Origin of the sequence: Vibrio sp. H11 (assembly GCF_004804295.1) — a bacterium.
In the GTDB taxonomy this organism is placed as follows: domain Bacteria; phylum Pseudomonadota; class Gammaproteobacteria; order Enterobacterales; family Vibrionaceae; genus Vibrio; species Vibrio ostreae.
In genome coordinates, this window is the sequence record NZ_SSHN01000005.1 from 118781 (window position 1) to 143243 (window position 24463).

24 protein-coding genes are annotated in these 24463 nt (G+C 51.5%); 12 read left to right on the top strand and 12 right to left on the bottom strand.

Features of this window, described 5'->3' with window-relative positions:
* Positions 1-6: 6 nt before the first annotated feature.
* The gene (locus E6C74_RS09605) at positions 7-426 is read left to right on the top strand and encodes a PACE efflux transporter (protein WP_136484984.1); all 420 of its coding nucleotides are present in this window, start codon (positions 7-9) and stop codon (positions 424-426) included.
* A 116-nt stretch (positions 427-542) separates the two neighbouring features.
* On the opposite strand, the gene E6C74_RS09610 is transcribed toward E6C74_RS09605, so the two are convergent.
* Positions 543-776, bottom strand: coding sequence for a TIGR02647 family protein (locus tag E6C74_RS09610; protein WP_136484496.1), 234 nt, complete (start codon positions 774-776; stop codon positions 543-545).
* A gap of 402 nt (positions 777-1178) precedes the next feature.
* On the opposite strand from E6C74_RS09610, the gene focA reads away from it, so the two are divergent.
* Positions 1179-2021: a formate transporter FocA gene (gene focA, locus E6C74_RS09615; protein WP_136484497.1), complete on the top strand. Its 843-nt coding sequence runs from the start codon at positions 1179-1181 to the stop codon at positions 2019-2021.
* Positions 2022-2330: 309 nt separating this feature from the next.
* Here focA and E6C74_RS09620 read toward each other — a convergent pair whose 3' ends face one another.
* A complete protein-coding gene (locus E6C74_RS09620) occupies positions 2331-3131 on the bottom strand; it encodes an ABC transporter permease (protein WP_136484498.1) in 801 nt (266 codons plus the stop codon).
* A 101-nt stretch (positions 3132-3232) separates the two neighbouring features.
* Positions 3233-3979 (bottom strand): transporter substrate-binding domain-containing protein, encoded by a 747-nt coding sequence (locus E6C74_RS09625; RefSeq protein ID WP_168797004.1) that lies wholly within the window; start codon positions 3977-3979, stop codon positions 3233-3235.
* Between the two features lie 195 nt (positions 3980-4174).
* Between E6C74_RS09625 and E6C74_RS09630 the strand changes: the two genes are divergently transcribed.
* Complete coding sequence (locus E6C74_RS09630) at positions 4175-5914, top strand: alpha-galactosidase (RefSeq protein ID WP_136484500.1); 1740 nt, start codon at positions 4175-4177, stop codon at positions 5912-5914.
* A 21-nt stretch (positions 5915-5935) separates the two neighbouring features.
* Here E6C74_RS09630 and E6C74_RS09635 read toward each other — a convergent pair whose 3' ends face one another.
* Positions 5936-7135, bottom strand: a complete 1200-nt coding sequence (locus E6C74_RS09635; RefSeq protein ID WP_136484501.1) for a putative manganese transporter — start codon at positions 7133-7135, stop codon at positions 5936-5938.
* Positions 7136-7422: 287 nt separating this feature from the next.
* On the opposite strand from E6C74_RS09635, the gene E6C74_RS09640 reads away from it, so the two are divergent.
* On the top strand, positions 7423-7812 hold the full coding sequence (locus E6C74_RS09640) for a DUF2750 domain-containing protein (RefSeq protein ID WP_136484502.1): 390 nt from the start codon (positions 7423-7425) through the stop codon (positions 7810-7812).
* A gap of 89 nt (positions 7813-7901) precedes the next feature.
* On the opposite strand, the gene E6C74_RS09645 is transcribed toward E6C74_RS09640, so the two are convergent.
* The 6 genes from E6C74_RS09645 to pspF all read right to left on the bottom strand — a co-directional run bounded on the left by E6C74_RS09645 (position 7902) and on the right by pspF (position 14359).
* Positions 7902-8690, bottom strand: a complete 789-nt coding sequence (locus E6C74_RS09645; protein ID WP_136484503.1) for an ATP-binding cassette domain-containing protein — start codon at positions 8688-8690, stop codon at positions 7902-7904.
* 2 nt (positions 8691-8692) lie between these two features.
* A complete protein-coding gene (locus E6C74_RS09650; protein ID WP_136484504.1) occupies positions 8693-9682 on the bottom strand; it encodes an oligopeptide/dipeptide ABC transporter ATP-binding protein in 990 nt (329 codons plus the stop codon).
* Entirely contained in the window at positions 9682-10569 is an 888-nt protein-coding gene (locus tag E6C74_RS09655; RefSeq protein ID WP_136484505.1) for an ABC transporter permease subunit, read from the bottom strand. The genes E6C74_RS09650 and E6C74_RS09655 overlap by 1 nt, the downstream gene beginning before the upstream one ends.
* A complete protein-coding gene (locus tag E6C74_RS09660; RefSeq protein WP_136484506.1) occupies positions 10556-11518 on the bottom strand; it encodes an ABC transporter permease subunit in 963 nt (320 codons plus the stop codon). The genes E6C74_RS09655 and E6C74_RS09660 overlap by 14 nt, the downstream gene beginning before the upstream one ends.
* Positions 11518-13140 (bottom strand): ABC transporter substrate-binding protein SapA, encoded by a 1623-nt coding sequence (gene sapA / locus E6C74_RS09665; RefSeq protein WP_136484507.1) that lies wholly within the window; start codon positions 13138-13140, stop codon positions 11518-11520. Before sapA ends, E6C74_RS09660 begins: the two co-directional genes overlap by 1 nt.
* Positions 13141-13336: 196 nt before the next feature.
* Positions 13337-14359: a phage shock protein operon transcriptional activator gene (gene pspF, locus E6C74_RS09670; protein ID WP_136484508.1), complete on the bottom strand. Its 1023-nt coding sequence runs from the start codon at positions 14357-14359 to the stop codon at positions 13337-13339.
* Between the two features lie 219 nt (positions 14360-14578).
* Between pspF and pspA the strand changes: the two genes are divergently transcribed.
* The 4 genes from pspA to E6C74_RS09690 are packed head-to-tail and all read left to right on the top strand — an operon-like array spanning position 14579 to position 16499.
* The gene (gene pspA, locus E6C74_RS09675; RefSeq protein WP_136484509.1) at positions 14579-15241 is read left to right on the top strand and encodes a phage shock protein PspA; all 663 of its coding nucleotides are present in this window, start codon (positions 14579-14581) and stop codon (positions 15239-15241) included.
* A gap of 27 nt (positions 15242-15268) precedes the next feature.
* Positions 15269-15508 carry an envelope stress response membrane protein PspB gene (pspB, locus tag E6C74_RS09680; RefSeq protein WP_136484510.1) on the top strand — a complete coding sequence of 80 codons (240 nt, stop codon included), beginning with the start codon at positions 15269-15271 and terminating at the stop codon, positions 15506-15508.
* A complete protein-coding gene (gene pspC, locus E6C74_RS09685; protein ID WP_136484513.1) occupies positions 15495-15884 on the top strand; it encodes an envelope stress response membrane protein PspC in 390 nt (129 codons plus the stop codon). Before pspB ends, pspC begins: the two co-directional genes overlap by 14 nt.
* A 36-nt stretch (positions 15885-15920) precedes the next feature.
* On the top strand, positions 15921-16499 hold the full coding sequence (locus E6C74_RS09690; protein WP_206208400.1) for a DNA-3-methyladenine glycosylase I: 579 nt from the start codon (positions 15921-15923) through the stop codon (positions 16497-16499).
* Between the two features lie 126 nt (positions 16500-16625).
* Here E6C74_RS09690 and E6C74_RS09695 read toward each other — a convergent pair whose 3' ends face one another.
* Positions 16626-17831, bottom strand: coding sequence for a cystathionine beta-lyase (locus tag E6C74_RS09695; protein ID WP_136484515.1), 1206 nt, complete (start codon positions 17829-17831; stop codon positions 16626-16628).
* Positions 17832-17962: 131 nt separating this feature from the next.
* On the bottom strand, positions 17963-19417 hold the full coding sequence (gene cls / locus E6C74_RS09700; protein WP_136484518.1) for a cardiolipin synthase: 1455 nt from the start codon (positions 19415-19417) through the stop codon (positions 17963-17965).
* A 342-nt stretch (positions 19418-19759) separates the two neighbouring features.
* Here cls and E6C74_RS09705 point away from each other — a divergent pair, with 342 nt between their 5' ends.
* From E6C74_RS09705 to E6C74_RS09720, 4 genes are all read left to right on the top strand, one after another.
* The gene (locus E6C74_RS09705; RefSeq protein ID WP_136484520.1) at positions 19760-21094 is read left to right on the top strand and encodes a sodium-dependent transporter; all 1335 of its coding nucleotides are present in this window, start codon (positions 19760-19762) and stop codon (positions 21092-21094) included.
* Between the two features lie 154 nt (positions 21095-21248).
* A complete protein-coding gene (locus tag E6C74_RS09710; RefSeq protein WP_136484522.1) occupies positions 21249-22634 on the top strand; it encodes a class II fumarate hydratase in 1386 nt (461 codons plus the stop codon).
* A gap of 122 nt (positions 22635-22756) precedes the next feature.
* Complete coding sequence (locus E6C74_RS09715; protein ID WP_136484525.1) at positions 22757-23452, top strand: TIGR01621 family pseudouridine synthase; 696 nt, start codon at positions 22757-22759, stop codon at positions 23450-23452.
* A gap of 8 nt (positions 23453-23460) precedes the next feature.
* The gene (locus E6C74_RS09720; protein ID WP_136484527.1) at positions 23461-24393 is read left to right on the top strand and encodes a class I SAM-dependent methyltransferase; all 933 of its coding nucleotides are present in this window, start codon (positions 23461-23463) and stop codon (positions 24391-24393) included.
* Positions 24394-24463 lie beyond the last annotated feature (70 nt).

A 24463-nucleotide genomic window follows, 5' to 3' on the forward strand; every position in this document is an offset into this window, starting at 1 on the left:
CATATGATGTCCGGTTGGGAGCGAGTATTCCATGCCGTCAGTTTCGAACTGCTGGCATTAATGTGCCTGGTGCCAGTCGGCGCTCTGTTTTCCGGCCAGCAAGCGACGCATCTGGCGTTGGTTGGTCTGGGACTGAGCTTGTTTACCGTGGTATGGAACTTCTTATATAACCTGATGTTTGATCGCATCATGCAGGATGTTCGCAGTCTGCGGACTCTACGCCTGAGAGTTGTGCATGCGTTGGGCTTTGAAGGTAGCCTGGTGTTTGTCACTGTGCCTGTTTTGGCCTGGGTATTGAGAATTTCTCTGCTTGAGGCGCTGGTGGTTGAAGCGGGCTTTTTACTGTTTTTCTTTGTTTACACCATTGTGTTTAACTGGCTGTATGACAAGTACCAGCCTTACCAGCGCTGGTTTGTGACCGGATAACGGATTTATTCGGCCGAAAAGATATGTGACGGAATAACGAATGGGTTAGCACACAGAGCAACCTGATGCCCTGAACAAAAAAGAGCGTCGAAGGACGCTCTTTTGGTGTGTCTGGATTATTCGCTCAGAACGCGCAGTAGGCGATCCGCCTGCTCGGCCATTTCAATGCCTTCGTTAGTCAGATAGCCACCATCAGGCAAAGTGCATAAGCCTTTGTCATGCAGTCGCTGTACGGCACTTATCAGTGAATCGGATGCATCTTGGTGGACTTTAATCCCGGTCGCCGCACTGCCGATATCAAACTGAAGCAGAACGTTCAGTTCGTCGATATGCTGTTGAGAAAACTTCATCTTAAGTCCTTCTTGCAGGTTGAATAAGTTTTACAATAGGCGGGCATTGCTGTGGATGCAATCTTGCTCTGACAGATTTGTTAGGTCGAACAGCTCTGTTACTTTTTTGCGCAGTTATTAGTTCCGAAGGGAATAAAAGCAGCTAAAAATCGGCATAGGATTTATAAAGCTAACGGGTGGGGCAGCATATGGTAAATTATCATTTTAATTGATTAATATCAGTGTAATAAATATGTATTCATGATAATAACTAATACTAGTTATGGTTTATCGCTTTATTCCCAGTAATGACGTCTCGTACCATAGAATTTATCTATTACCTAATAAATTGCACTTGAATAAATATGGAAATAGAGCGATTATCCGCCACCTCTCTATGTTGTATCAAAATGTAACCGTATTATGGATCTTAATCAATTCGACTCATTACTGCCTCCTCAAATGGCAGAACGCGCCGCAGATGTTGGCGTAAATAAAGCGACCAAACCTGCCTCTAAATCTTTTCTTCTTGCTATCTCTGCTGGTATTCACATTGGTATTGCTTTCGTATTTTACACTGTAGTCACGACCGGCGCGCAAGATATGCCTTATGGCGTGACTAAACTGCTGGGTGGCCTGGCATTCAGCCTGGGTCTTATCCTGGTTGTGATTACCGGTGGTGAACTGTTTACCAGTTCAGTTCTGACTTTAGTGGCCAAAGCGAGCGGAAAAATCAGCTGGCTGCAATTAGTCAAAAACTGGGTAGTGGTATACTTCGGTAACATGGTCGGTTCGATTCTTCTGGTCGGAATCATGTTTGCGACCAAGCAGTTTATGGACAATGGCGGTAATTTGGGCCTAAACGCATTAGCGATTTCTCAGCATAAGTTACACCACAGTTTCTTCCAGGCATTTTCCCTGGGTCTGATGTGTAACATTCTGGTTTGTCTGGCGGTTTGGATGACGTTCAGTGCCCGTTCTCTGACCGACAAAGTCATGGTGATGGTATTACCTGTGGCGATGTTCGTTGCGTCTGGTTTTGAACACTGTATCGCAAACATGTTCCAGGTTCCGATGGCGATTGCGATCAAGAACTTTGCTCCGGATACGTTCTGGCAGATGACGGGGGCGGATATTGCCCAATACGCTGACCTGACGTTAAGTAATTTTTTCTACAGCAACCTGTTACCGGTGACTCTGGGTAACATCGTTGGTGGTGGCGTGTTTGTCGGTATCTGGTACTGGATGGTTTACCTGAAAGACTGATGCAGTTTATGCCAGTTCAACTTGATTGCCATAAAAAACGCCACGAAGTGGCGTTTTTTATGGGCGTGAGAAACCCCATCACCTCGAACGGAGGAAATTGCTTATCATGGTTATCCACATTTTCTGTGGATAAGTTGTTTCAAAGTGAGTGAGTAACCTTAAATCGATGATTTATGGTGCAAAAAGTGCACAATTGTCGTGCGGGGCGCAGACACTTCTTCCTTCATTCTATCCCCAAACGACTTGAAGCCGCAGCGGGGTTCGCGGCAACGCCAAGTCGTTTGGATAAAACGTGGGAGAATTGAGCATTTAATGCACATTTTCGTCGGTAAACCGGACGTTAACTTTGCCTTCTTTACTTAAAGCCGCCCGCAGCGAGAGGTGGACCGATAAAGTTAACGAGATATTCATCATCACGAAAATAGCGATCATGATCAGCAGTTGATATTTGATGGCAATGAGCGGGGATGTGCCACCTAAAATTTGACCTGTCATCATGCCTGGCAGGGTAACCAGACCCGTTGCAGCCATGGATGCCAACAAAGGAGCACTGGCCTTACGCAGCGCGTTTTGTACAAAACTGCGTGAGGCATAAAATGGCGAAGCACCCAGCGACAGGGCGGCTTCGTATTCGCTGCGTCTCTCTTTGTAGGCCGTGAACAAGTTCTGTAACGCGACAATATTACCACTCAGACTGTTACCCAGTAACATCCCTGATAACGGAATCATATATTGGGCACTAAACCAGGGGCTGGGCTGGATGATGACCAGACATAACACAAAAATCAGCGGAAATAAGCCAGCGACTAATCCTATCATTACCGGGCCGATTAAGATTTTAACCGGTAGTTTGGCTTTCGATACGATTGAACTGGCGCCGACACTTATCATGATCAACAGCCATAATAAGTTGACCCATAAGCTGTTCAGCGAAAACAGATATTCCAGATAGATACCCACCAGTAAAAGCTGTATCGCCATTCGGGCGATAGAGATGATAATTTCTTTCCCAATCTGCAACTGATGATAATGGTTGACGGCTAGCGGGATCACCAGCAGGCAACTGAACAACCCAAGTTGCCACCAAGTGATATCCAGGACACTGCTCATGATAACTCCTTCATTTTTTTCTTTATTATAGCGAATATCCGGAGCCACTCAGAGCGATTTAAAGCAGGATTTTTGAGGCGGAGCGGACTCGCTCCTTGCTGTCAGGGGGTAGAATATGATTCGTATTTAGTCATGATGGCCGCGTATTCTCCGTTGTCCCGAATTGCCTCCATGCCTTTTTCAAAGACATCCAGATACAACCCAGCCTTGGGATTATTCTTACCGACCATGATATGGACCGGTGTTCGCGAAAGCTCGGGTTCGAGCGGGATCAGGCTACCAGGTTCGATGTGGTTGGCGTGCATTGTCCATAAAGCAACTCGTCGTTCACCGGCCAGTAAATCAATCCGGCCGTTTTGCAATTTACGCAGGTTAATGAGGAGCGTCTCAGCCGGCAGCAGGGTTAATTCCGGATGAGTCATCAGGCTTGAGTCATAGGCATAATTCTGCACTAGGCCTATTCGTTGACCTTTAAAGTCGTTCAGGCTGGTGTAGTGCGCCGGGTAACCACGGCGGGCGAACAGATGAATATCACTAAACAGGTAAGGCTTTGAAAAAGCAAGGTTCTGGGTGCGCTGTTCGGAATACCAGGCGGCGAGTACAATTTGATCACGTCCGTACTGCGCTTCTTTTAATGCCCGGTTCCAGGGTTTTATTGTAAGTTGCAGAGTGTAGCCTTGCGTGGCAAAAGCACGGCTGACCAATTCGACGGCCAGTCCGGGCATTTGCGGATTATCAATAACGTAAGGGGGCCATTCAGCCTGAATGGCATGAATGATGTTGTCGCCACGCGCCGCAAAACAAAACGCTGCTAAACTGAGAAGAGCAAATGAGTAGTGATGGCGCACTGACTTTCCTTGTGAATCGTACACTGGATAAAGTGTAGTGTATGAGGTGTATTTGTGGTGTCGTATAGCGCCAAATTTTATTGGTTAACTATGATAAACAGGCATTTGCGTTAGGTTGCGTGATTCTGGTTAGGTACCGATTAACATAATAACAATATACTTAATAGATATTGAGACTGAGTGAGCGAGGATGTTATGACTCTGCTAACGCTCGATAATTTGCGCGAAGTCGAGATTTTGCAACCTCGGGATACCGAAGTATCGCGTCATTACAATGAACTGAGTTTTTCTTACCAGGGGCCGTTAACCCGGGTTATGGCAGAGGTTTTTCCACTGTGCCGGACTGTGCTTGATATCGAGCCGGGCGCCCGGATCTATGGTGATGGCTTTCAGATGCTGTCGCAGACCGCAGGGACCATAAGCGCTGTCGAAGAAGTCGGCCGATGCCCTGACAACGGGCAACTCTATCATCTTTATGCCGAGCGGTTACCAAAGCGCTTTTATAATTATTTGGTGATTGAAAGTGCCAACGGTTATCTGCTGTTTGGCTTTTCATCCTGTCGCCGTTTTGCCGGTTATTTCGAATTAAGTATGTTGAACGGCCACTATTGTGTAACTGCCTATCTGGACGGCGAAATGAGCCCGCCGCGCTATTGGGCTTTCAACGCACTGGAATCCGTGGTGATGCTGGAAGCGGAATCACTCGCCGGATTATTTAATGATTATGCACGTTATCTGCGTCTTCATCATGGTTGCCGGCCACATTGTGACGCCAACGCTCCACAAGGCTGGTGTTCCTGGCCCGCTTATGCCACCGATGCCAGCGAGCCACGTATTATTGCTAATGCAGACAGGATGACCGCCGGGTTAGACAGTCTGGAATGGGTGGTCATTGATGACGGCTATCAGAAATATATGGGGGACTGGCTTTCTCCCTCCACTCGTTACCCTGGCGGGATCCGGGCATTAACCGAAAAACTGCGCCGGCGCGGTAAACGGGTTGGTATTTGGCTGGCACCGTTTATTGCCGAGGCAGACTCCTGTCTGTTCCGCGCTCATCCTGAATGGTTTGTCCGTCATTATGACGGCACGCTGCTCAAAGCAGAGGATGTGACCTATGGCGGATGGCGGCGTACCCCCTGGTACATTCTCGACTGTTCCAATCCTTATGTCCGGCAATACCTGACCCGGGTCGTGCGCACTATGCGTGAAGAGTGGGGCATCGGGTTGTTTAAACTCGATGCCGGTTACTGGGGAGCGCTGAAGGGCAAGCGTTTCCGACCGGGTATTACAGGGGTAGAAGCCTACCGGCTCGGATTGAGGGCGATAGCTCAGGGCGCGGGTGACGCCTGGTTACTGGGATGTAACGCACCGATGTGGCCGTCACTGGGGCTGGTGGATGCGATGCGTATTGCTGATGATGTGGATCGGAATATTGACCGTTTCAGTCAGTTAGCGCGGCAAATTTTTTATCGCAGCTGGCAGCATCGCGTGCTATGGCAAATTGATCCGGACTGCCTGACGCTGACCTCGTTACCCGGGCAAGAGGTTTCAAAAGCCGCTTACCACTTTCATCGTGATGTTCTGTTGGCAAGTGGCGGATTATTGCTGTCCGGTGACCGTTTACCTGAAGCTGAGGAGTTCACGCGCCATAGTCTGGAAAAGCTGATCGCACGCCAGAGGATGTGTCAGCGCAGTGCTGCGATGAGTTGTCTGAGCCTTAACCACGCATTTTTACATCTTACCGAGGTTAGTGACCTGCACTGCCTGTTCAATTATGGCGCTGAAGCGCGCGATTTTACCCTGGTGGCTGACAGTCCGGTGTATTGGTACGATTTTTGGAGTGGAGAACGTTTGTGCAAGGAAGCACGCAAAGTCCTGCCGATCACGCTACCAGCAGGAATAGCCAGCCGGGCGATAGTGACCGCTTGCTAGACGATCGCAGCGTCGCTGCCGCTAGATTTCAAACAGCCAAAAGTAGCCGTAACCAACGACAATGGCCGGGATTGATGTATATATCGTGGCAAACAGAGCGGCTTTGGGGGCCAGTGCGATGGCAGGAAACAGCGCGTCACCATCGTTTGAAATCGCGTTCGCTAACTGGGTGGAAAGCGGCACACTACCCGCCAGATAAAAGCTGGTGATCAAAATCTGTGGGCCGCAACCGGGCAGCATACCGACAATAATGCCGACCGCCGGCATCCAGACTCCCCACTGCTGCCAGTCATTGCTCATCTCCCAGCCAGTGAAATGGCGCATTAATTCGAAGATCAGAAAAGCGATAATTACCCAGGCACTGACGAAGTTGGTGTCTTGCGCGGCTTTTTGCAGTGGATGAGCCTGCCGGACTTTCTCATTTTCACTCACCGCAGACTGATAGCTGTCTATCTCACGGGTCAGCGCCCACAATACCATCGCGGTAACGGCCAGGCTGGCACCAAGCCATTCGATACTGTGCGCAGGTAATCCCAGACGGGTATTAACATCAATCTGGAACGACTGGGCAAAAGCGACCAGTGAGGCCGGGATGATTGCCCATTGCCAGAATATGCCCTGTAAGTTAATTGCACGGTGATTCAGTGCTGTGTGGGTGTTTGCTGGTGGCTGCTGCGCGGCTTGCGTGTTTTTCGGGCGCATAAAATCATCGCCGTGCAGCGTGCTCACCACCAGCCCTGTGATACAGCCAGTCACAATACCAATCGCGATCACGCCCAGTCCGGTTAACGGACGGCTGGCCAGCAACAGGAAGGCAGCATCGCCCATGGTCGCTGTCAGTACCGCAACCAGAGAGCCGAAACCGAGTCTACCATTGACAAACTGGGTGGTGACCACAATAGCGCCGCCACAGCCCGGCAGCGCGCCGAGTAAAGAGGCGATGATGACTTGCAGGTGACGTGAGCGCTGAAAAGCCACCACGAAACGATGAGTGCTGTTAATCCAGCGTGATAAATAATGATAAATGGCCAGAGTGAGAGCCACATAAGTTGAAACGGCCCAGAAGGAGTCAGACAACGTGGTTATTGCCAGCTCACGTGTGTTCGGGCTGAGTACTAACATGGTCAGGGCGATGGGCAGCAGCAGTCGTTTGTAGCCGAGTGGGGCTGCACCGGAGCGTAACGAATCTGTCAACGCAGATGGCCATCGAATCGAAAACATAGTTACCACCGTTGAGAATGCGAATAATTATCACTATACGATAATGAGAATGATTATCAAGTGAATTATGACGATTTATTGAGTACGATAATTTTTATAAATGCGAATCTCGCGTCGGCTGTCCGCTGGCTCGTGGCAGGTCAGAAAAAGGACAGGCGCTCAGTGCTGGCGAAGTGGGTCGGCATGGTGAATTGGCGTCAGCGTATCAATCGGGTATCATTCCTGTCTAAGCAAAGCTTTAAGGGTTTACAGCCTGATTCTGTAAGCCCTTTTATTGGGAGGCCGACATGGCGACAACACTGAGTGCGGAACAAATCGCGACCATTAATCAATATGATCAGGAGCAGCGTTTTAATTACTGCATTAAAGAGATCGTAGCAAACCAGCAAGTGTGGATTCTGAAAGACGAACACGGTTGTGTGATGCTCAATACCGAAGAGGACGATTGTGTGCCGGTGTGGCCTAACCGTGAGTTTGCCGAAGCGTGGGCAACGGGGGAGTGGGCCGATTGTGAAGCGGAAGCGATTTCGTTTAACAAATGGCGCAGCCGCTGGACTCAGGGGCTGGAGCAGGATGACTTGTCTGTTGTGGTGTTTCCGAACGACAACGAAGAAGGCGTGGTACTGTTCCCAGATGAGTTTGATTTCGAACTCAACAAACAAAACGCGCGTCGCTAATCGTGACTCGGCTCGTAAAATTAAGGCCTGTTATACAGGCCTTAATTATTGTGAGTGCTTGGTTTTTTTCACGAATCACCGCGGCCTAACTATTTAAAGCTCGGCGCCTTGTTAAAGTGACTTTCCACCATGCGCTGGGTAATCGGGTGCTGAGGCTCGGCCAGCACCGTACTGGTATCGCCAAACTCGACCACTTCCCCTTCATGCATCACCATCACTTTGTCGGTGATATGCTTTATCACGCCAAGATGCTGCGAAACATAAATAAACGAAACGCCCATCTCTTCCTGTAGTTCCAGAAACAGGTTGAGGATCTGCGAACGCATTGCCATATCCAGACCATTTAACGCTTCGTCGGCAATGATGATTGAGGGTTGCAGGATCAGCGCCCGCGCCAGACAAACCCGCTGCTTCTGACCTGTCGCCAGCATTTGCGGATAAAAGTACGCGTGCTCCGGTAGCAGACCGACTCTTAACAGGGTGTCTTTAACCCGCTTCATCCGCGCTTCCGGCTCCATGCTGGTGTTTCGTTTCAGCGGGCCTTCCAGAATTCTGCCGATCTGAATTCGCGGATTTAACGAGGTGTTCGGATCCTGAAAAATCATCCGGATGAGCTTGCAGCGCGTGGCGTAATCTTTGTGTTCGAGCAGTTCGCCATTGACCCGGATTTCTCCGCCGCTTGGTTCGACCATGCCGGCCAGCATGCGCGCCAGCGTCGATTTACCTGAACCATTCTGGCCGATAAAACCTATGGTTTGTCCCGCTTCCAGCGAGAAGCTGACCGGTTTAACGGCGCTCTGGACTTTTTTTCTGAACAGGCCTGAGCGTGTTACAAAATCTTTCGATAAGTTACTGACCTGCAGTAAGGCATCGCTCATGGTTACTGCTCCATATTCAGCGGGAAGTGACAGGCGTATTTATGGGTTTTGACCCAACGGGTTTGTGGCATTTCGACACATTGGCGCTGCGCATACGGGCAGCGTGGTCCGAGGCGACAACCGATTGGCAAATGCTGCAATGGAGGGATAGACCCCGGCAGCGACTGCAATTTTTCCTTATGAGGGATCCAATCACTGAAATCCGGCATTGCTCTGAGCAGAGCGACCGTGTACGGGTGCTTGGGCTGACTCATCAGGCTTGCAGTCTTGGCAGATTCCACCGACTGGCCGCAATACATCACCGTGATGCGGTTAGCCCATTGAGTTATGGTGGTCAGGTCATGGCCGATCAACAAGATCGAAGTGTTGTTGAGTTGGTTCATCCGACTTAGCAGACGCAGGATCTGCGACTGAGTGACCGGATCCAAATCGTTGGTCGGCTCGTCGGCAATCAGCAGCTTAGGCTTGGCGGCGATAGCCATGGCGATCATGATTTTCTGACACTCACCATCGGTGAGTTCATAAGGGTAGCTTTTCATCACCCGGCGGTGATCTTTAATGCCGACCTTGTGTAACAGAGCAATCGCTTGTTTTTTACGCCACGCAAAGCGCTGCCACCAGCGCCCATCAAAGGTACGCGAGGGGATAGATTCAATTAACTGTTTGCCCACCTCGTCTGACGGATCGAGACAGGTCGACGGTTCCTGAAAAATCATCGCCACATCACGAGCGATAACTCGGCGGCGTTCACGCGGAGTTAATTGCAGCAAATCAATATTGCCGAGCCGCATCCGGTCAGCGGTGATGCGCCAGTTCTCTTTACCCACGCCCACAATGGCTTTGGCCACCAGGCTTTTACCTGAGCCTGATTCACCCACCAGGCCACGAATTTCACCTTCATTCATGGTCATGCTCATGCGGTCAACCGCTTTCACCAGACCTTGAGGGGTATCAATCTCAATTGTCAGGTGACGAATATCAAGTAACGGCATTATTCGACTCCTGCATTCAGTGCCTGACGGATGCCTTCACCCACCAGGTTAATCATAATTACAGTATACATGATAGCGATACCCGGTAACGTGACTGTCCAGGGAGCCAGATAAAGCAGCTCGACCGAATCACCCAGAATCGCGCCCCATTCCGTGCTCGGCGCCTGAGCTCCAAGGCCTAGAAAACCAAGCGCAGTAATGTCGAGAATGGCAATCGACAGCGCCATGGTGACTTCTGCGGCGATCACCGGCAGGATGTTGGGGAAAATTGAGTGCCACAGCAGATAACTGTCATTGGCGCCATCCAGGCGTGCTGCCATCACGTAATCTTTCTCGACTTCGTTATGCACCGCGATGTAGAGCGAACGAATAAAGCGCGGAATCAGGGCCAGACACAGCGCCAGCAGAATATTAAATTCACCGAACCCGAGAAAGGCGACAAAGATAATGGCCAGCAGCAGAGTCGGGATCGACATGACCGTATCAAGCAGATGGTTGAGTACGCTCGACAGCAACCCTTTAGTCATACCGGCCATAATGCCGATACCGCATCCGATCACGGTTGCGAGCAGGGTAATCAGCACTGATGCGCCAAATGTCAGGCGCGAACCGTCAATCAGGCGTGACAGAATGTCACGGCCTAAATCATCGGTACCGAGGAAGTACTCAACACTGCCGGACGGATCCCATGACGGCGGCACCAGAAGCTCGCCGGACTGCATATTCGGGTCGTGTGGGGTGAGCCAGTAAGAAGTCAGAGTAATCAGAATGATCAGGATCAGGCACCACAAGCCGAACATCGCCAGATTGTTGGCTTTGTAACTGCGCCAGAAGCGTTCAAACTGCGTCGGGATATGCTCTTCCTGATAAACGCTATTTGTTAGCATACCATTCCTTCCTTACCAGAGGGTTGATCATTGCACCGATCAAATCGGAGAGAATGTTGGCAGTTAGCACCAGGGCACCAACGGCAATCACACCAGCCTGGATAGACACGTAGTCCTGATTAGACAACGCATCGAGCAGCCAGCGGCCGATGCCCGGCCAGTTGAAAATCGATTCGGTGATGATAGCCAGTGTCAGCATACTCGACAGCTGGACCCCGAATTTAGGAATAATCGGCGGAATCGCGTTACGCAGTACGTGCTGGATAACGATTTCGTAGTACGACAAACCCTTGATACGCGCCGCGCGGATGTAGTTCTGCGTCATGACTTCAGCCACCGATGCCCGCATCAGGCGTACAACCTGTGTGGTCGGCGCCAGAGCGAGTACCAGACACGGCAGAATCATGTGTTCAATCACACTCTGCAGCGCAAAGTTGCGGTAAGGGCCTTCGGCCAGAAACGCATCTATGATGGCAAAACCGGTCACGTGTTTAATCTGATACAGCAAATCGTAGCGGCCGGACACCGGCAGTAGCTCGTAATTGAGCGAGAACACCATGATCAGGATCAGTGCCACCCAGAATAGAGGCGCTGAGTAGCCCGACATTGAGGTGAACGAGATAACGGTATCAATCCATTTACCTTGTCGCATTCCCGCTATGGTGCCGACCGGAATACCAACCAACAGCGAAAGGGTAAATGCAATCAGGCACAGTTCCAGCGTGGCCGGAAACACCGAGGCCAGTTCGGTCACGATTGGTGTGCCGTTTTTGGTCACACCGAAATTGAGTTTGAGTAACTCACTGAGATATTGTGACCAGCCGGCCCAGAAATCGAGTTTGCCCCAGGCTGAGTCCGGCTCCAGACGCAGCAGGCTGTAGCCGACCATGGTCAGGATCAGCAGGGTAATAACAAACAGGTTGAAACGACGCAGCGTGTAGTTAAGCATTATTCAGACACCCTCTCGACGGTATTAAACGGCTCGACACTGAAGGGGCTGAGACGAAAGCCGGTCAGGGTTTTGTTGTATGCTTTAAACTGCATGCCATGCGCGATCGGGATCACCGGAAACTCCTGGTTCAAGATATTTTGTGCCTGGCGGTATAAATTCAAACGATAGCGCGGCCGCTCCACTTCCAGAGCCAGATCGAGCAAAAAGTCAAAATCGGCATTACACCACATCGCCACATTCAGCCCGGCACGGTTTGAATCACATGAGAGCAGCGGACGCAGGAAGTTATCCGGATCACCGGTATCACCGCTCCAGCCGGTCAGGAACAGATCGATATGAGAGCGCTCCGCCAGTTCGGTGCGGTCAAGGCGATCTTCCGGGACCAGATGCAGGGTGACGCCGATATCAGCCAGGTTGGACTGAATCAGCTCCGCGGTTTTTCGCGGGCTCGGGTTGTAGGCTCTTGGCTCTATCGGCACTGACATACTCAGCTCCAGTCCCGACTCAAAGCCGGCTTCACGCAGCAGTGCCAGAGCGTAGTTACGATCGTAACGCACCTGGACGTTATCTCGGTTGTAAGCCCACGATGTCGGCGGCAGGATGTTGTAAGCGATACTCCCGGTGCCGTAGTAAACAGAATCAAGAATATTCTGGCGGTTGATAGCAAAGTTAAGCGCTTTACGGACCCGAACATCACGCAGACCCGGATGAGAAGTATTTACGGCAATAAACGCCACGTTCATCGCTGGTTTGGCATCCAGAACGATGTTGGCCTGCTTTTCGATGATCGGGATCTGGCTCGAAATCGGCGAGCTCAGCACATCACACTCATCGCGCAGTAATTTGGCCAGAGTGCCGGTGCCGCGCTGGGAAATATCAAACACCACCTGCTCCATATTCGCCGGACCATTCCAGTAACCGCCATGGCGACGCAGACGGACTAAATCATGCATCTGGAATTCGTCGAGATAGAACGGCCCAGTACCGACCGGATGACTGTCGAGCATCGGTTTTTCGTCCTTCAGCTCCAGCTGATGGGCGTATTCCTCAGACAGAATCACGGCGTGCGTGGTGGCAATGTTGGACAAAAAGCTGTTATCAGCGCGGCTTAAGGTAAATTTGACCGTATGATCGTCCAGCGCCTGGACATCAACCAGCAGGTTGGAAAAATCGATACCGGCAAACCAGGGATAACCACCGCTGTGAACGTTATGGTAAGGATTGGTGGTGTCGATAATGCGGCGGAAGCTGAATACTACATCCTCGGCCGTCAGCGTACGGGTCGGGGAAAACCAGCGGGTCGTCTGGAATTGGACCCCGTCACGCAGTTTGAAGATGTACTCGGTACCACTGCTGTTGACATCCCATTCGGTGGCAATGTTAGGGACAGGCAGGTGAGTTTCAGGATCGAGTTTAATCAGCGTATCGTAGATCTGAGGGCTGAGGGCTTCAGATGTAATGCCGCTGTCGACCAGTTGCGGGTTAAATGTGCTCGGGCTGCCCTGACCACAGTAAACAAATCCGCTCTCGCGGATTTTACTATGATCGATTTCCTCGCCACATCCTGCCAGCAGGCTGATGCCGCATAATCCCAGAGTAAGTCGTAATAAAGTTTTCATAATGAAACTGAGTTGAGAACCGAGGCGGATTCTTGCGCATGAACGCCTCAAAATCCCGCTAATTTACCATTGTTTGTAGGCTGAAACCATGCCTAGTGTTGATGAAAAGCGTGCCCTGTCAGTGAAAACTCAGCTTTAGCCGAGTTAAGCCGCGCAAAGATTGATCGGACGGGCCAGTTGGTCGGCAAGCGCCTGTTTATTCAGGGTTGTCTTGCAGTAATTGATATTTACGCACCATGCCCCTAAATTGATGATAGCTCAAGCCAAGCAGCTCCGCGGCCTGACGCTGGTTAAACTTAGCCGCCTGCAGAGCCTGGTTGAGAATCGCTTTGTCCTGATCCTGCTGCCACTGCTTATAATCCATCGGAAAGCTCGCCACAGTGTTGGAGGCCGAAGGTGCTGCGGCCGGAGATGCTAAGGCTGAAGAGGCCTTGTGCGGCGGCGGATTATCCCAGGGCTGGCTGAACGGGTCGAAAACCAGATTGTCGATCGGCGCTTCGTGCTGACCATGTTGATAGACGGCACGCTCAATGACATTTTTGAGTTCACGCACGTTGCCGGGCCAGGCGTAATCGAGCAGAGCCTGAAGGGCGCGGTCTGTAAAACCGACAAACAGTGGCAGAGCCAGTTCGCGGCACATGCGGATAGCAAAGTGCTGCGCTAACAACTGAATGTCTTCACGCCGCTCGCGCAGCGGAGGCAGGGCAATGACGTCGAAGGCTAGCCGGTCGAGCAGGTCAGCGCGAAAAGAACCTTGCTGTGCCAATTGTGGCAGGTCGGCGTTGGTGGCGCAGATCAGACGTACGTTAGCGGTCAGAGCCTGGTGGCCGCCAACCCGTTCGTACTGGCCATATTCGATAACCCGCAGCAGCTTTTCCTGCACTGACAAGGGGGCCGTCGCCAGTTCATCGAGAAACAGGGTGCCGCCTTCAGCTCGTTCAAAGCGTCCCTGATGACGGCCTTTCGACCCGGTAAATGAGCCGGATTCATGGCCGAATAGCTCTGAATCAATCAAGCCTTCACTCAGAGTTGAGCAGTTGAGCGCGACCAGAGGTTGATCCCAGCGGCGTGATAAGTAGTGCACGCGCTGGGCGATCAACTCTTTGCCGGTACCGCGTTCTCCGGTGATCAGCACTGGGCGCTCAATCGGCGCAAGGCGAGAAACCTTATCGAGTACGGCCAGAAACGATGGCGATTCACCGATCAAATTATGGGGCATATCCTTTCCTCAACAATCCTGTGCTCAACACGGCTTGGTGAATTTAACCAACTGTTAGCGAATTCTTTCACAGCATAGTGAAGAACGTGTCAATATTCAAACTAAGCGACTGAAAAATAAAGGTCTGATTATTGGCACGCTTTTTGGAACTCTGAGATTGAGGCGGTCATGAGGTCATGACCGGCACCACATGCAGAGTTCATCATAAGGAGTGACATTATGGGCATCTTTTCGCGTTTCGCAGACATTGTGAATTCCAATATCAGCGCACTATTAGATAAAGCTGAAGATCCGGAAAAAATGATTCGTCTCATTATTCAGGAAATGGAAGATACTCTGGTTGAGGTCCGCACCAACTCGGCCAAAGCCATAGCAGATAAAAAAGAGCTGGCGCGCAAAGTCGAGGCGCTGGAGCAGCAGATTGAAGACTGGCAAGCAAAAGCAACCCTGGCACTCAATAAACAGCGTGAGGATCTGGCACGTGGCGCACTGATTGAGAAACAGAAATTGCACAATGTATTGAAAGGATTGCATACTGAGCAGACGCTGGTGGAAGAGACGATTGATAAGCTGACCGGTGAAATCACCAAGCTGGAAAGTAAGATCACCGAAACCCGGGCTAAACAGCAGGCGTTAGCGATTCGCAGCCAGGCCGCCGGCAACCGCCGTGACGTGCAGCGTCATCTGCATACCAGCCGCACCGATGAGGCGATGGCTAAATTCGCACAGTACTCGCGTAAAGTCGATGAACTGGAAGCCGAAGCGGACCTTTATGCTCAGTCAGGAAAGTCGCTTGATCAGGAATTTGCCGAGCTGCAGGCTCAGGATGAAATTGAACAAGAGCTGGCAAAGCTCAAACAAGATATGAATAAACACCAATAATCTCAGTGGATTAATCAGGAGCGAACTATGGCCACATTTTTTTTAGCAGGACCGCTGGTCGTCTTTTTGATTTTTGTGGCACCGTTGTGGCTGCTGCTGCATTACCGCAGCAAGCGTAAAGCGGCCAACGGTTTGTCGCAGGAAGATTATGAAGCACTGCAGGGGTTGTCCGATAAGGCAAAAGGGCTGCAAGATCGCATCAATACACTGGAGCGAATTCTGGATGCCGAATCGCCAAACTGGAGAGGTCAGTATGACAGGTCGTGAACTGTATCGTGATCCGGTCAACGGTAAGATATCCGGTGTGTGTGCCGGCCTGGCTGACTATTTTGGCCTTGAAGTCTGGGTGGTCAGGATTTTAGTGATCACGGTATCCTTGCTGGGCGCGTTTGCATTAGTGCTGATTGCCTATATCGCGCTGACTCTGATGCTGGAGAAACAGCCGCAGCAGTACCGGGATACTTTGCGCAGCCAACAGTCACATACACTGAAAAGCTCACCCTGGGAGCAGGGCAAAACAGCGCAGGAGCTGCTGCAGACACTGCAAGATGATCTCAGTGACGCAGAATTGCGGGTACGCAGGTTGGAAGCCTACGTCACTTCTGATGCCTTTAAAGTGAACCGCGAATTCCGGAATTTATAAGCCACTTACATTTAGCCAATGAACAAGGCAGGAAGCATGACCTTAGCTGAACATATCCTTCAAAGCGACACCACCTGTGCCTGGGCGATGAAACATCCGCTTGAGCGAGAATATCATGATGCTGAATGGGGCAAACCGGTGCATGATGATAAGACGCTGTTTGAATTTCTTACCCTGGAAGGGGCGCAGGCCGGACTCAGCTGGATCACCATCCTGCGCAAACGCGAAGGCTACCGGCAGGCATTTGAAGATTACGATATTAAGCGGCTGGCGCAGTACGATGAAGCTCGGGTCGAGCCGATCATCAGCCAGTTTGATGTGGTAAAACATCGTGGCAAAATTGCATCGGTGTTTTCCAACGCGCGCGCTGCATTAGCTTTGCAGCAAGAATTTGGTTCGCTGGATAAAGCGTTGTGGCAATTTGTTGACCATCAGCCGCTGATGAATCACTGGACTACGATGGATGACGTGCCGGTTTCCACCGATCAGTCGCGCGCCATGAGTCACTTTCTGAAAAAGCGCGGTTTTAAATTCGTCGGTGAAACGATCTGTTACTCGTTTATGCAGGCAATGGGCATGGTTAATGATCACCTGCAAGGATGTCCGTGCAAGTAGTTGCCTGAATGGCGTTTAAATGACTCATTGTTTGTGCTAGCAAAAAGCCCTGCGGTCGCAGGGCTTTGCTGTCTGTCTCTGGCACTTATCACGTACCAACGCTCAAGCCATCAGGTTTAACTCTGTTCAGGCAGTGGCTTCCTGCTCCAGAATAACCGCGTTGTAACGAGCCAGGCCTTGCTCCAGATCGGCAATCAAGTCGTCGACGTCTTCCAGACCGATATGAATACGAATCAGCGTGCCGCTGAAGTTAGGATTTGCCACCGTACGCAGGCTGTTAAAGCTCTTTGGCTCATTGGCCAGGATCAGGCTTTCGAAACCGCCCCAGGAATAACCCATGCTGAAGTGCTGCATACTGTCCAGCAGGGCAGTCGTTGCACGCGGGTTACTGGTTTTCAGCACAAACGAAAACAGGCCGTTACCGCCGGTAAAGTCGCGTTTGAAGAATTCATGCCCCGGGCAGCTTTCCAGTGCCGGGTGACGGACGTGGTCCACTTCCGGACGCTGCTCCAACCATTTCGCTACTTTCAGGCTGCTTTCCGCGTGCTGACGCAGACGCACATCCAAAGTACGAATGCCACGCAGGCCTAAGTAAGCGTCATCCGGCGAGACACACTGACCCATCAGATAGCTCTGCTCGCGCAGTTGATCCCAGTATTTTTCACTGGCAACCGCAGTGCCCAGCATCACATCTGAGTGACCGACGATATACTTGGTTGCCGCCTGAATCGAAATGTCGACGCCGTGCTCAAATGGCGAGAAGTTAACGCCGGCACCCCAGGTGTTGTCGAGCATGACAATGATATCCTGCTCGTGGGCGATACGAGCCAGAGTCGGGACGTCCTGCACTTCCATGGTGATCGAACCTGGTGATTCGGTAAACAGAATCTTGGTGTTTGGTTGAATCAGGTCACGGATGCCTTCACCAATCGTTGGTTCGTAGTAGGTGGTTTCTACGCCGAATTTCTTCAGGATCTTGTCACAAAAATCACGTGTCGGCTCGTAACAGGTATCCACCATCAACAGATGATCGCCAGATTCTACGAACGAAAGAATCGTGTTACTGATGGCGGCGGTCCCGCACGGGTATAGCGCACAACCGGCGCCGCCTTCCACTTCCACCATGGCTTCCTGAAACGCAAAGTGGGTGGTGGTCCCGCGACGTCCGTAAAACAGCGTTTTATTGGCGCGGTTGATCGTGGCGTGATTTTTTTCAGCTACCGTATCGAATACGACTGTCGAAGCACGTTGTACGGGTGGGTTGACCACACCTTGGGTCCATTTTTTATTGCGGCCGGCGGTGATGAGTTTGGTCTTGTTGCCTTCTGACATTTACGATCCTTGTCTGGAAATTTGAATGCTCTATTTAAAACATGGAGCTGTAGGTCAATGCAAGCCAAAGTACAATAAAAAACTCATCCCGGCCCGGGCAGGGCGCTGAGGTCTTTTCCCGGCCCTGTCGCTTATAACAGCGGGTTGAATAGATAGAAAAGACGTTCTAAAAAGCGATGGCCGAGTGAGCGCTGTTCCCATACCTCATAATCCACTTGGGTGGATTGTTCAATGTAACTCTGCTGTTGCCAGTAAAGCTGTTGGGTGAATTCCTCATCATCCACGGCCAGGGTTACTTCAAAATTGAGCCATAAGCTGCGCATGTCGAGGTTAACCGTTCCGACCAGGCAAAACTGGCGATCAATGACGACCGATTTGGTGTGCAGCAGGCCACCGGAAAACTCGTGAATAACCACACCGGCCTCAAGTAACTCGCCGTAAAACGCGCGCGAGGCCCACTTGACCATCACAGAGTCATTCTTGTGCGGGATAACCAGATCCACCTTAATGCCACGTTGAGCTGTCATCTTCAGCATCGCGAGCAGATCGGCACTCGGGACAAAATAGGGCGTGGTAATACACACAGATTCGTTGGCCTGGTTAATCGCCAATGTCAGCACCTGGGAAATCAAATGCTCTGGCATGCCGGGGCCGGACGGCACGACCTGAATCGGGTGATGCGGTGAGCTGCTGTCAATTCCGCATTCCGGCACATGAGGCAGGTTACGTTCACCGGTCTCGACTTCCCAGTCCCAGCAGTGGATAGCCGACAGCACGTTAACCGCAGGGCCGGTCACGCGCACCATGATATCAATCCACTGGCCGACGCCGGAATTTTGTTTGAAGTAAGCCGGATCGACCATATTCATTGAGCCGGTATAGGCGACTGCATCATCGATCACGATGATCTTGCGATGCTGGCGCAGATCGAGACGGCGCAGAAAAATACGCCACGGGCTCACTTCCAGCGCCTGGACGACGTGAATACCGGCATCCTCCATCATGGTCAGCCAGTGGCTGCGGAAAAAACGCGGGCTGCCAGCTGAATCGAGCAGTAACTTGACGTCGACACCACGTTTGGCCGCCTGAATCAGTGCCGACGCGACTGAATCGGCCAGCCCGCCTGGATGCCAGATATAAAACACCATGCGAATACTGTGCTGCGCTTGCTTGATATCATCAATGATGGAGTGAAGAATCTCGTTGGGTGAATTCTGCAGCGACAAGGTGTTACCACTCAAGGCCGGTATGCCCATACGGTGATTACATAACTCGTCAATTTTATAGATGTGCGCACCCATGCCGTCCGGCCGATGCGCCTGGCAATCATTCAGTGAGCGGAACCAACTGCCAAACGGCTTAAACATCTCTTTGGCGCGCTCAGCACGTTTGCGGCCCAGGTTCAGTTCACCGAACAGGAAATAGCACAGCACTCCGACGATCGGGAGAATGTAGATCACCATCAGCCAGGAAAGAGAGACACTGACGGCGCGTCTTTTTAAAACCACTCTGAGTGAGACACCCGCGACCAGAAACCAGTACAGCGCGATGCTTGCCAGAGTTAAGAAGTGATAAACCTTATCCATGCACTAAGTATACTCAAATTCAGTTGTTCGAATAGTAAATTGAAAGCATAAGCGTGAAAAGAAAACCAGCAAAAACAATATGAAACCAAGATAACAGAAAAGTTTGTTAATTGAGTGTAATTCTAGTGTTATATAAGGAAGGGTAGGTTAAAAACGCATCAGATAGTCTGACAAATGCGGGTGGAGTCCGAAAAATATACTGTTCGGGCTTCCAATTTTATTCCTAAACTGTTCTACTTGCCACAACCTTGGTGTCACTCTATTTTTAAATGTGTGTAAATAAATTTATACACCTACTTTTGGACACCGCACTGACAAACACAACATATTGGTACAGAAACAATGGCGAGTAGTTCTCGAGGTCAATTTACATCGCGGTTCGGCTTTATTATGGCCGCCGCGGGCTCGGCCGTGGGCCTGGGTAACGTTTGGGGTTTCCCGACCCAGGCAGCGAGTAATGGTGGCGCGGTCTTTTTGATCGTATACCTGTTGATGGTCTTTTTGCTGGCATTCCCGATGCTGGTGGCGGAACTGACCATTGGTCGTTATGGCCAGTCCAACCCGATTCGCTCGTTTCGTGCTGCGTGGCCGAAAGGCAAACTGGGTGCCATTTTACTAGGTATCGGCGGGATGATCGTCGTCTCCCTGATCCTGAGCTTCTACGCGATCGTGGCTGGCTGGCTGGTCGGCTCTTTCTTCAGCAGTGGCCTGGATTTTATCGGCATGCAGAGTGCTGGTCACTGGCTGACCACTTTCGGCACGGAGCGCAATCTGGTACTGATGGTGCTGTTTATGGCGCTGACCATGTTTGTGGTACGCAACGGTGTGGCGGACGGGATTGAAAAATGGTCAACTCGCCTGATGCCACTGTTGTTCGTTCTGTTTGGTCTGCTGACTATCTACATCTTCACTCAGGATGGTGCGGTTGAAGGTCTGAAAATGTACCTGGTACCGGACTTCTCTCACCTGACACCGCAACTGGTTGTGAGCGCAATGGGGCAGGCGTTCTTCTCACTGTCGCTAGGGGTGTGTGTAATGACGACGTACGGCTCTTACCTGAAAAAAGACACGAACCTGCCGAAAACCGCAGCGCAGGTCGCCCTGATTGATACCGGTGTTGCCTTTATTGCCGGCCTGATGATTCTGCCAGCGATGTTTGTTGCCAAACACAACGGGGTTGAAATTTTCTCTGAGTCGGGTGAACTGCTCAACTCAGATACACTGGTCTTTACTGTACTGCCGGCGATGTTTGATACCATGGGTTCCGTTGGTGCCCTGATTGGCTTGGTCTTTTTCCTGCTGATGATCATCGCGGCCCTGACGTCTTCAATTTCCATGCTGGAAGTACCGGTTGCCTGTGCGACCGAAGAGCTGAAGCAGAGCCGCCGCACTGCGGTATTGTGGATTGGCGGTCTGGTCACGGTGATTTCTGCGGTGATTGTGATGAACTTCTCCAGCCTGTTTGGCCTGGTGATTCAGTTCACCACAGTGTACTCGCAGCCTATCATTGCCCTATTGATCACCCTGATTGTTGGCTGGATCTGGAACCGTAACCAGATTCTGACTGAGCTGAAGCAGGGTTGCCCGGAGATTGAAAACAGCTGGTTCTGGAAAATCTGGCCACTGTACGTGCGCCTGGTTTGCCCGGTACTGATGCTGCTGGTCTTTTTTGCCTGATCCGCGCCGAGCCAAGCTCAGTTATCGGCGACGGCTTAGATAACTCTTTAATAAAAAAGCCACCTGCGTCAGCCGGTGGCTTTTTTGTATCTGCTATTCTCAAGGCGTAGGTTGGCACTGACCTGCCAGCAGTAAACAGAATAAGGAGCCTGAAATGGATACTACGTATCGGATTGAACAAGACAGTATGGGCGAAATTAAGGTACCCCAAGACGCCTTATACCAGGCTCAGACTCAGCGAGCAGTGAACAACTTTGCTATCAGTCGTCATCAGATGCCGAAAGCGTTTATTCAGGCGCTGGCGCGGATAAAGCAGGCGGCAGCGATGACCAACGCCCAACTCGATTTACTTGATCAGGATATAGCGGATGCGGTGCAGCAGGCCACCAAGCAAATCATTGAAGGACACTACCTTGACCAGTTTCCGATTGATGTGTTCCAGACCGGTTCCGGCACCAGTTCGAACATGAACATGAACGAAGTGCTGGCTACACTGGCGTCCAGAATCACCAACAAGACAGTCAGCCCTAATGACCATGTCAATATGGGACAGAGCAGTAATGATGTGGTCCCGACCGCGATTCAGCTCAGCTGTGCGATTCAGATTGAGCATCATTTGTTGCCGTCACTGTCCCATCTTAGCTCGGTGCTGGCCAATAAGAAGCAGCAACTGGCGCATGTGGTCAAAACCGGGCGTACTCACCTGATGGATGCGATGCCGATAACCTTCGAGCAGGAACTGGGCGGCTGGCAGGCACAGATAGAACACGCCAGTCATGCGATTGAGCAGACCCTGCCTGCGTTGACGGCTCTGGCTCAGGGCGGCACAGCGGTGGGCACCGGGATTAATGCCGACCCGCAGTTCGCTGAGGCGTTTGCGGAAAATCTGTCGCGTATGACCCGGATTGATTTTGTGCCCAGTGACAACTTCTTCTTTAATCTCAGCAGTCAGGATGCAACCGTGGCTTTGTCCGGCCAGTTAAAAACCACGGCCGTCGCTTTAATGAAAATGGCCAATGACCTTCGCTGGATGAACTCCGGCCCGCTGGCCGGACTGGGTGAGATTGAGCTGCCGGCGTTGCAGCCCGGCTCTTCCATCATGCCGGGCAAAGTCAACCCGGTGATCCCGGAGGCGGTGGCAATGGCCTGCGCTCAGGTCATCGGCAACGACACCACCATTACCGTGGCGGGGCAGGCGGGTAACTTTCAGCTCAATGTGATGCTACCGGTGATTGCGCACAATATTCTGGAGAGCATTGAATTACTGGCTAATTCGGCCATCGCGCTGGCGGATAAAGCGCTAGTGGGCTTTACGGTGCGGGAAGACCATCTGGAAGCGGCACTAGCTAAAAATCCGATTCTGGTCACCGCGCTCAATCCTGTGATTGGTTATCTCAAAGCGGCCGAGATCGCGAAACAGGCCTACCGCCAGGGCAGGCCGGTGATTGATGTGGCTGAAGAGCTGACAGAGATAAGCCGTGACGAACTGGAACACTTGCTTGAACCGGCACTGCTGGTGAAGGGAGGGATCGTCGAATAGGGCTCTGACTGCCTGGATCGCTGGCAATGGACAAATATCGGTCAGCCAACATCGCGTAAGCGAGAGTTTGCTGACCTTTGGCGTCACTTGAGTATAATGGCGGTCCATTTTAGTGAGGCCGTATGTTCGATATTCTCTATAGTCATGCTGATTTTCTGATCATCAACAAGCATCCCAATGTGTCTGTACACAAGGATGACGGCGACACCATGTTGCTGCAGGACGTGGGTCAACAGAGCGGCGACAGCCAGCTTTATCTGGTGCATCGTCTCGACAAAATGACTTCGGGTATTTTGCTGTTGGCTCGCAATGCCAGTGCTGCGTCTGAGTTGTCCAAAGCGTTTGCCGACCGGGCAGTCGCAAAATTTTATCTGGCGCTGGGCAGCAAAAAGCCGAAGAAGAAACAGGGCCTGGTGAGCGGTGATATGGAACGCTCACGTCGCTCGGCGTGGAAACTGATGCCGAGCCAGCATAACCCGGCCGTGACCCAGTTTTTTTCCGCCGCTGCAGAGCCGGGTGAGCGCTTGTTTTTATGTAAACCGCATACCGGTAAAACCCACCAGATTCGGGTGGCGCTAAAATCGGTCGGCTCGGCGATTGTCGGTGACCCGATTTACAACCCGGGCAGCAGTGCCGATCGTGGTTACCTGCATGCCTTTGCGCTGCGCTTTCCATATCAGGGGAAAATCTACAGCTGGGTGTGCGATCCGCGTCAATATAACGCGCTGGGCGAGAAATGGCACAGCGTTATCGTCAGCCAGGGCATTGATGCCTGGCTTGAACCCTGGTCACTAAGCTGGCCAAGCGTGAAAAAGTAATTATATATATGCAAACAACTGCTTTATCTCAATTTTTTTCAGAAATCACGGCTCAACTGGCCGACGTTCCCAATGAAGTCCGCCGCCTGTTTCATGGCCGTGGTCAGCGCTTCGCCGGATTAGAGCAACTGACCGGTGACTGGCTGCAGGGACAGTTGATCATCAGCCTGTTCAAACCGGTTGAAGATGAGTTTCTTGATGCACTGGTAAAGGGCCTAACTGAACTGGCTGCTTCGCCACTGTGGGCGCACAAGGGCGGGCGTTGTATTGTATTGCAACACCGCTATGCCGATGGCGCGCCATCGCAGGTGCTGGTGGGGGAACTCGATGACCGTCCGGTGGTGGAAGAAAACGGCCTTAAGTTTCAGCTTGATATCGGCCGCAATCAGAATTCCGGCCTGTTTCTCGATATGCGTTTAGGCCGTGACTGGGTGCGTGAGCACGCCAAACACAAAAACGTGCTCAACTTGTTTGCCTACACCTGCGGTTTTTCTGTCGCGGCGATTGCCGGTGGTGCAGATAATGTAGTAAACGTGGATATGGCCAAGGGCTCGCTGTCGAAAGGGCGCGAAAATCACAAGCTCAATGATCATAACCTGAATCAGGTCAGTTTCCTGGGTCATGATATTTTCAGAAGCTGGGGCAAGATTAAGAAATACGGCCCGTACGATCTGGTGATTATCGATCCGCCGTCGTTCCAGAAGGGCAGTTTCGCCCTGACCAAGGATTACGCCAAAATCCTGCGCCGCCTGCCTGATTTGCTCAACCCGAATGGCGAAGTACTGGCCTGCGTTAACTCGCCGATGGTGAGCAGTGAGTTCCTGATTGAAAGCATGCAGGCAGAAGCGCCGCAACTGACCTTCCAGTACCGCCTGGATAACCCGCCGGAGTTTGCTGATATTGATGATGAGTCAGCGTTGAAGGCGTTGGTATTCAGTTAAGTTCGGAAGATAGCACAGCTCAGGCTGTGCTTTTTTTCGCATTTGTCTGCCGGGCCGCGTGGCGATTCTT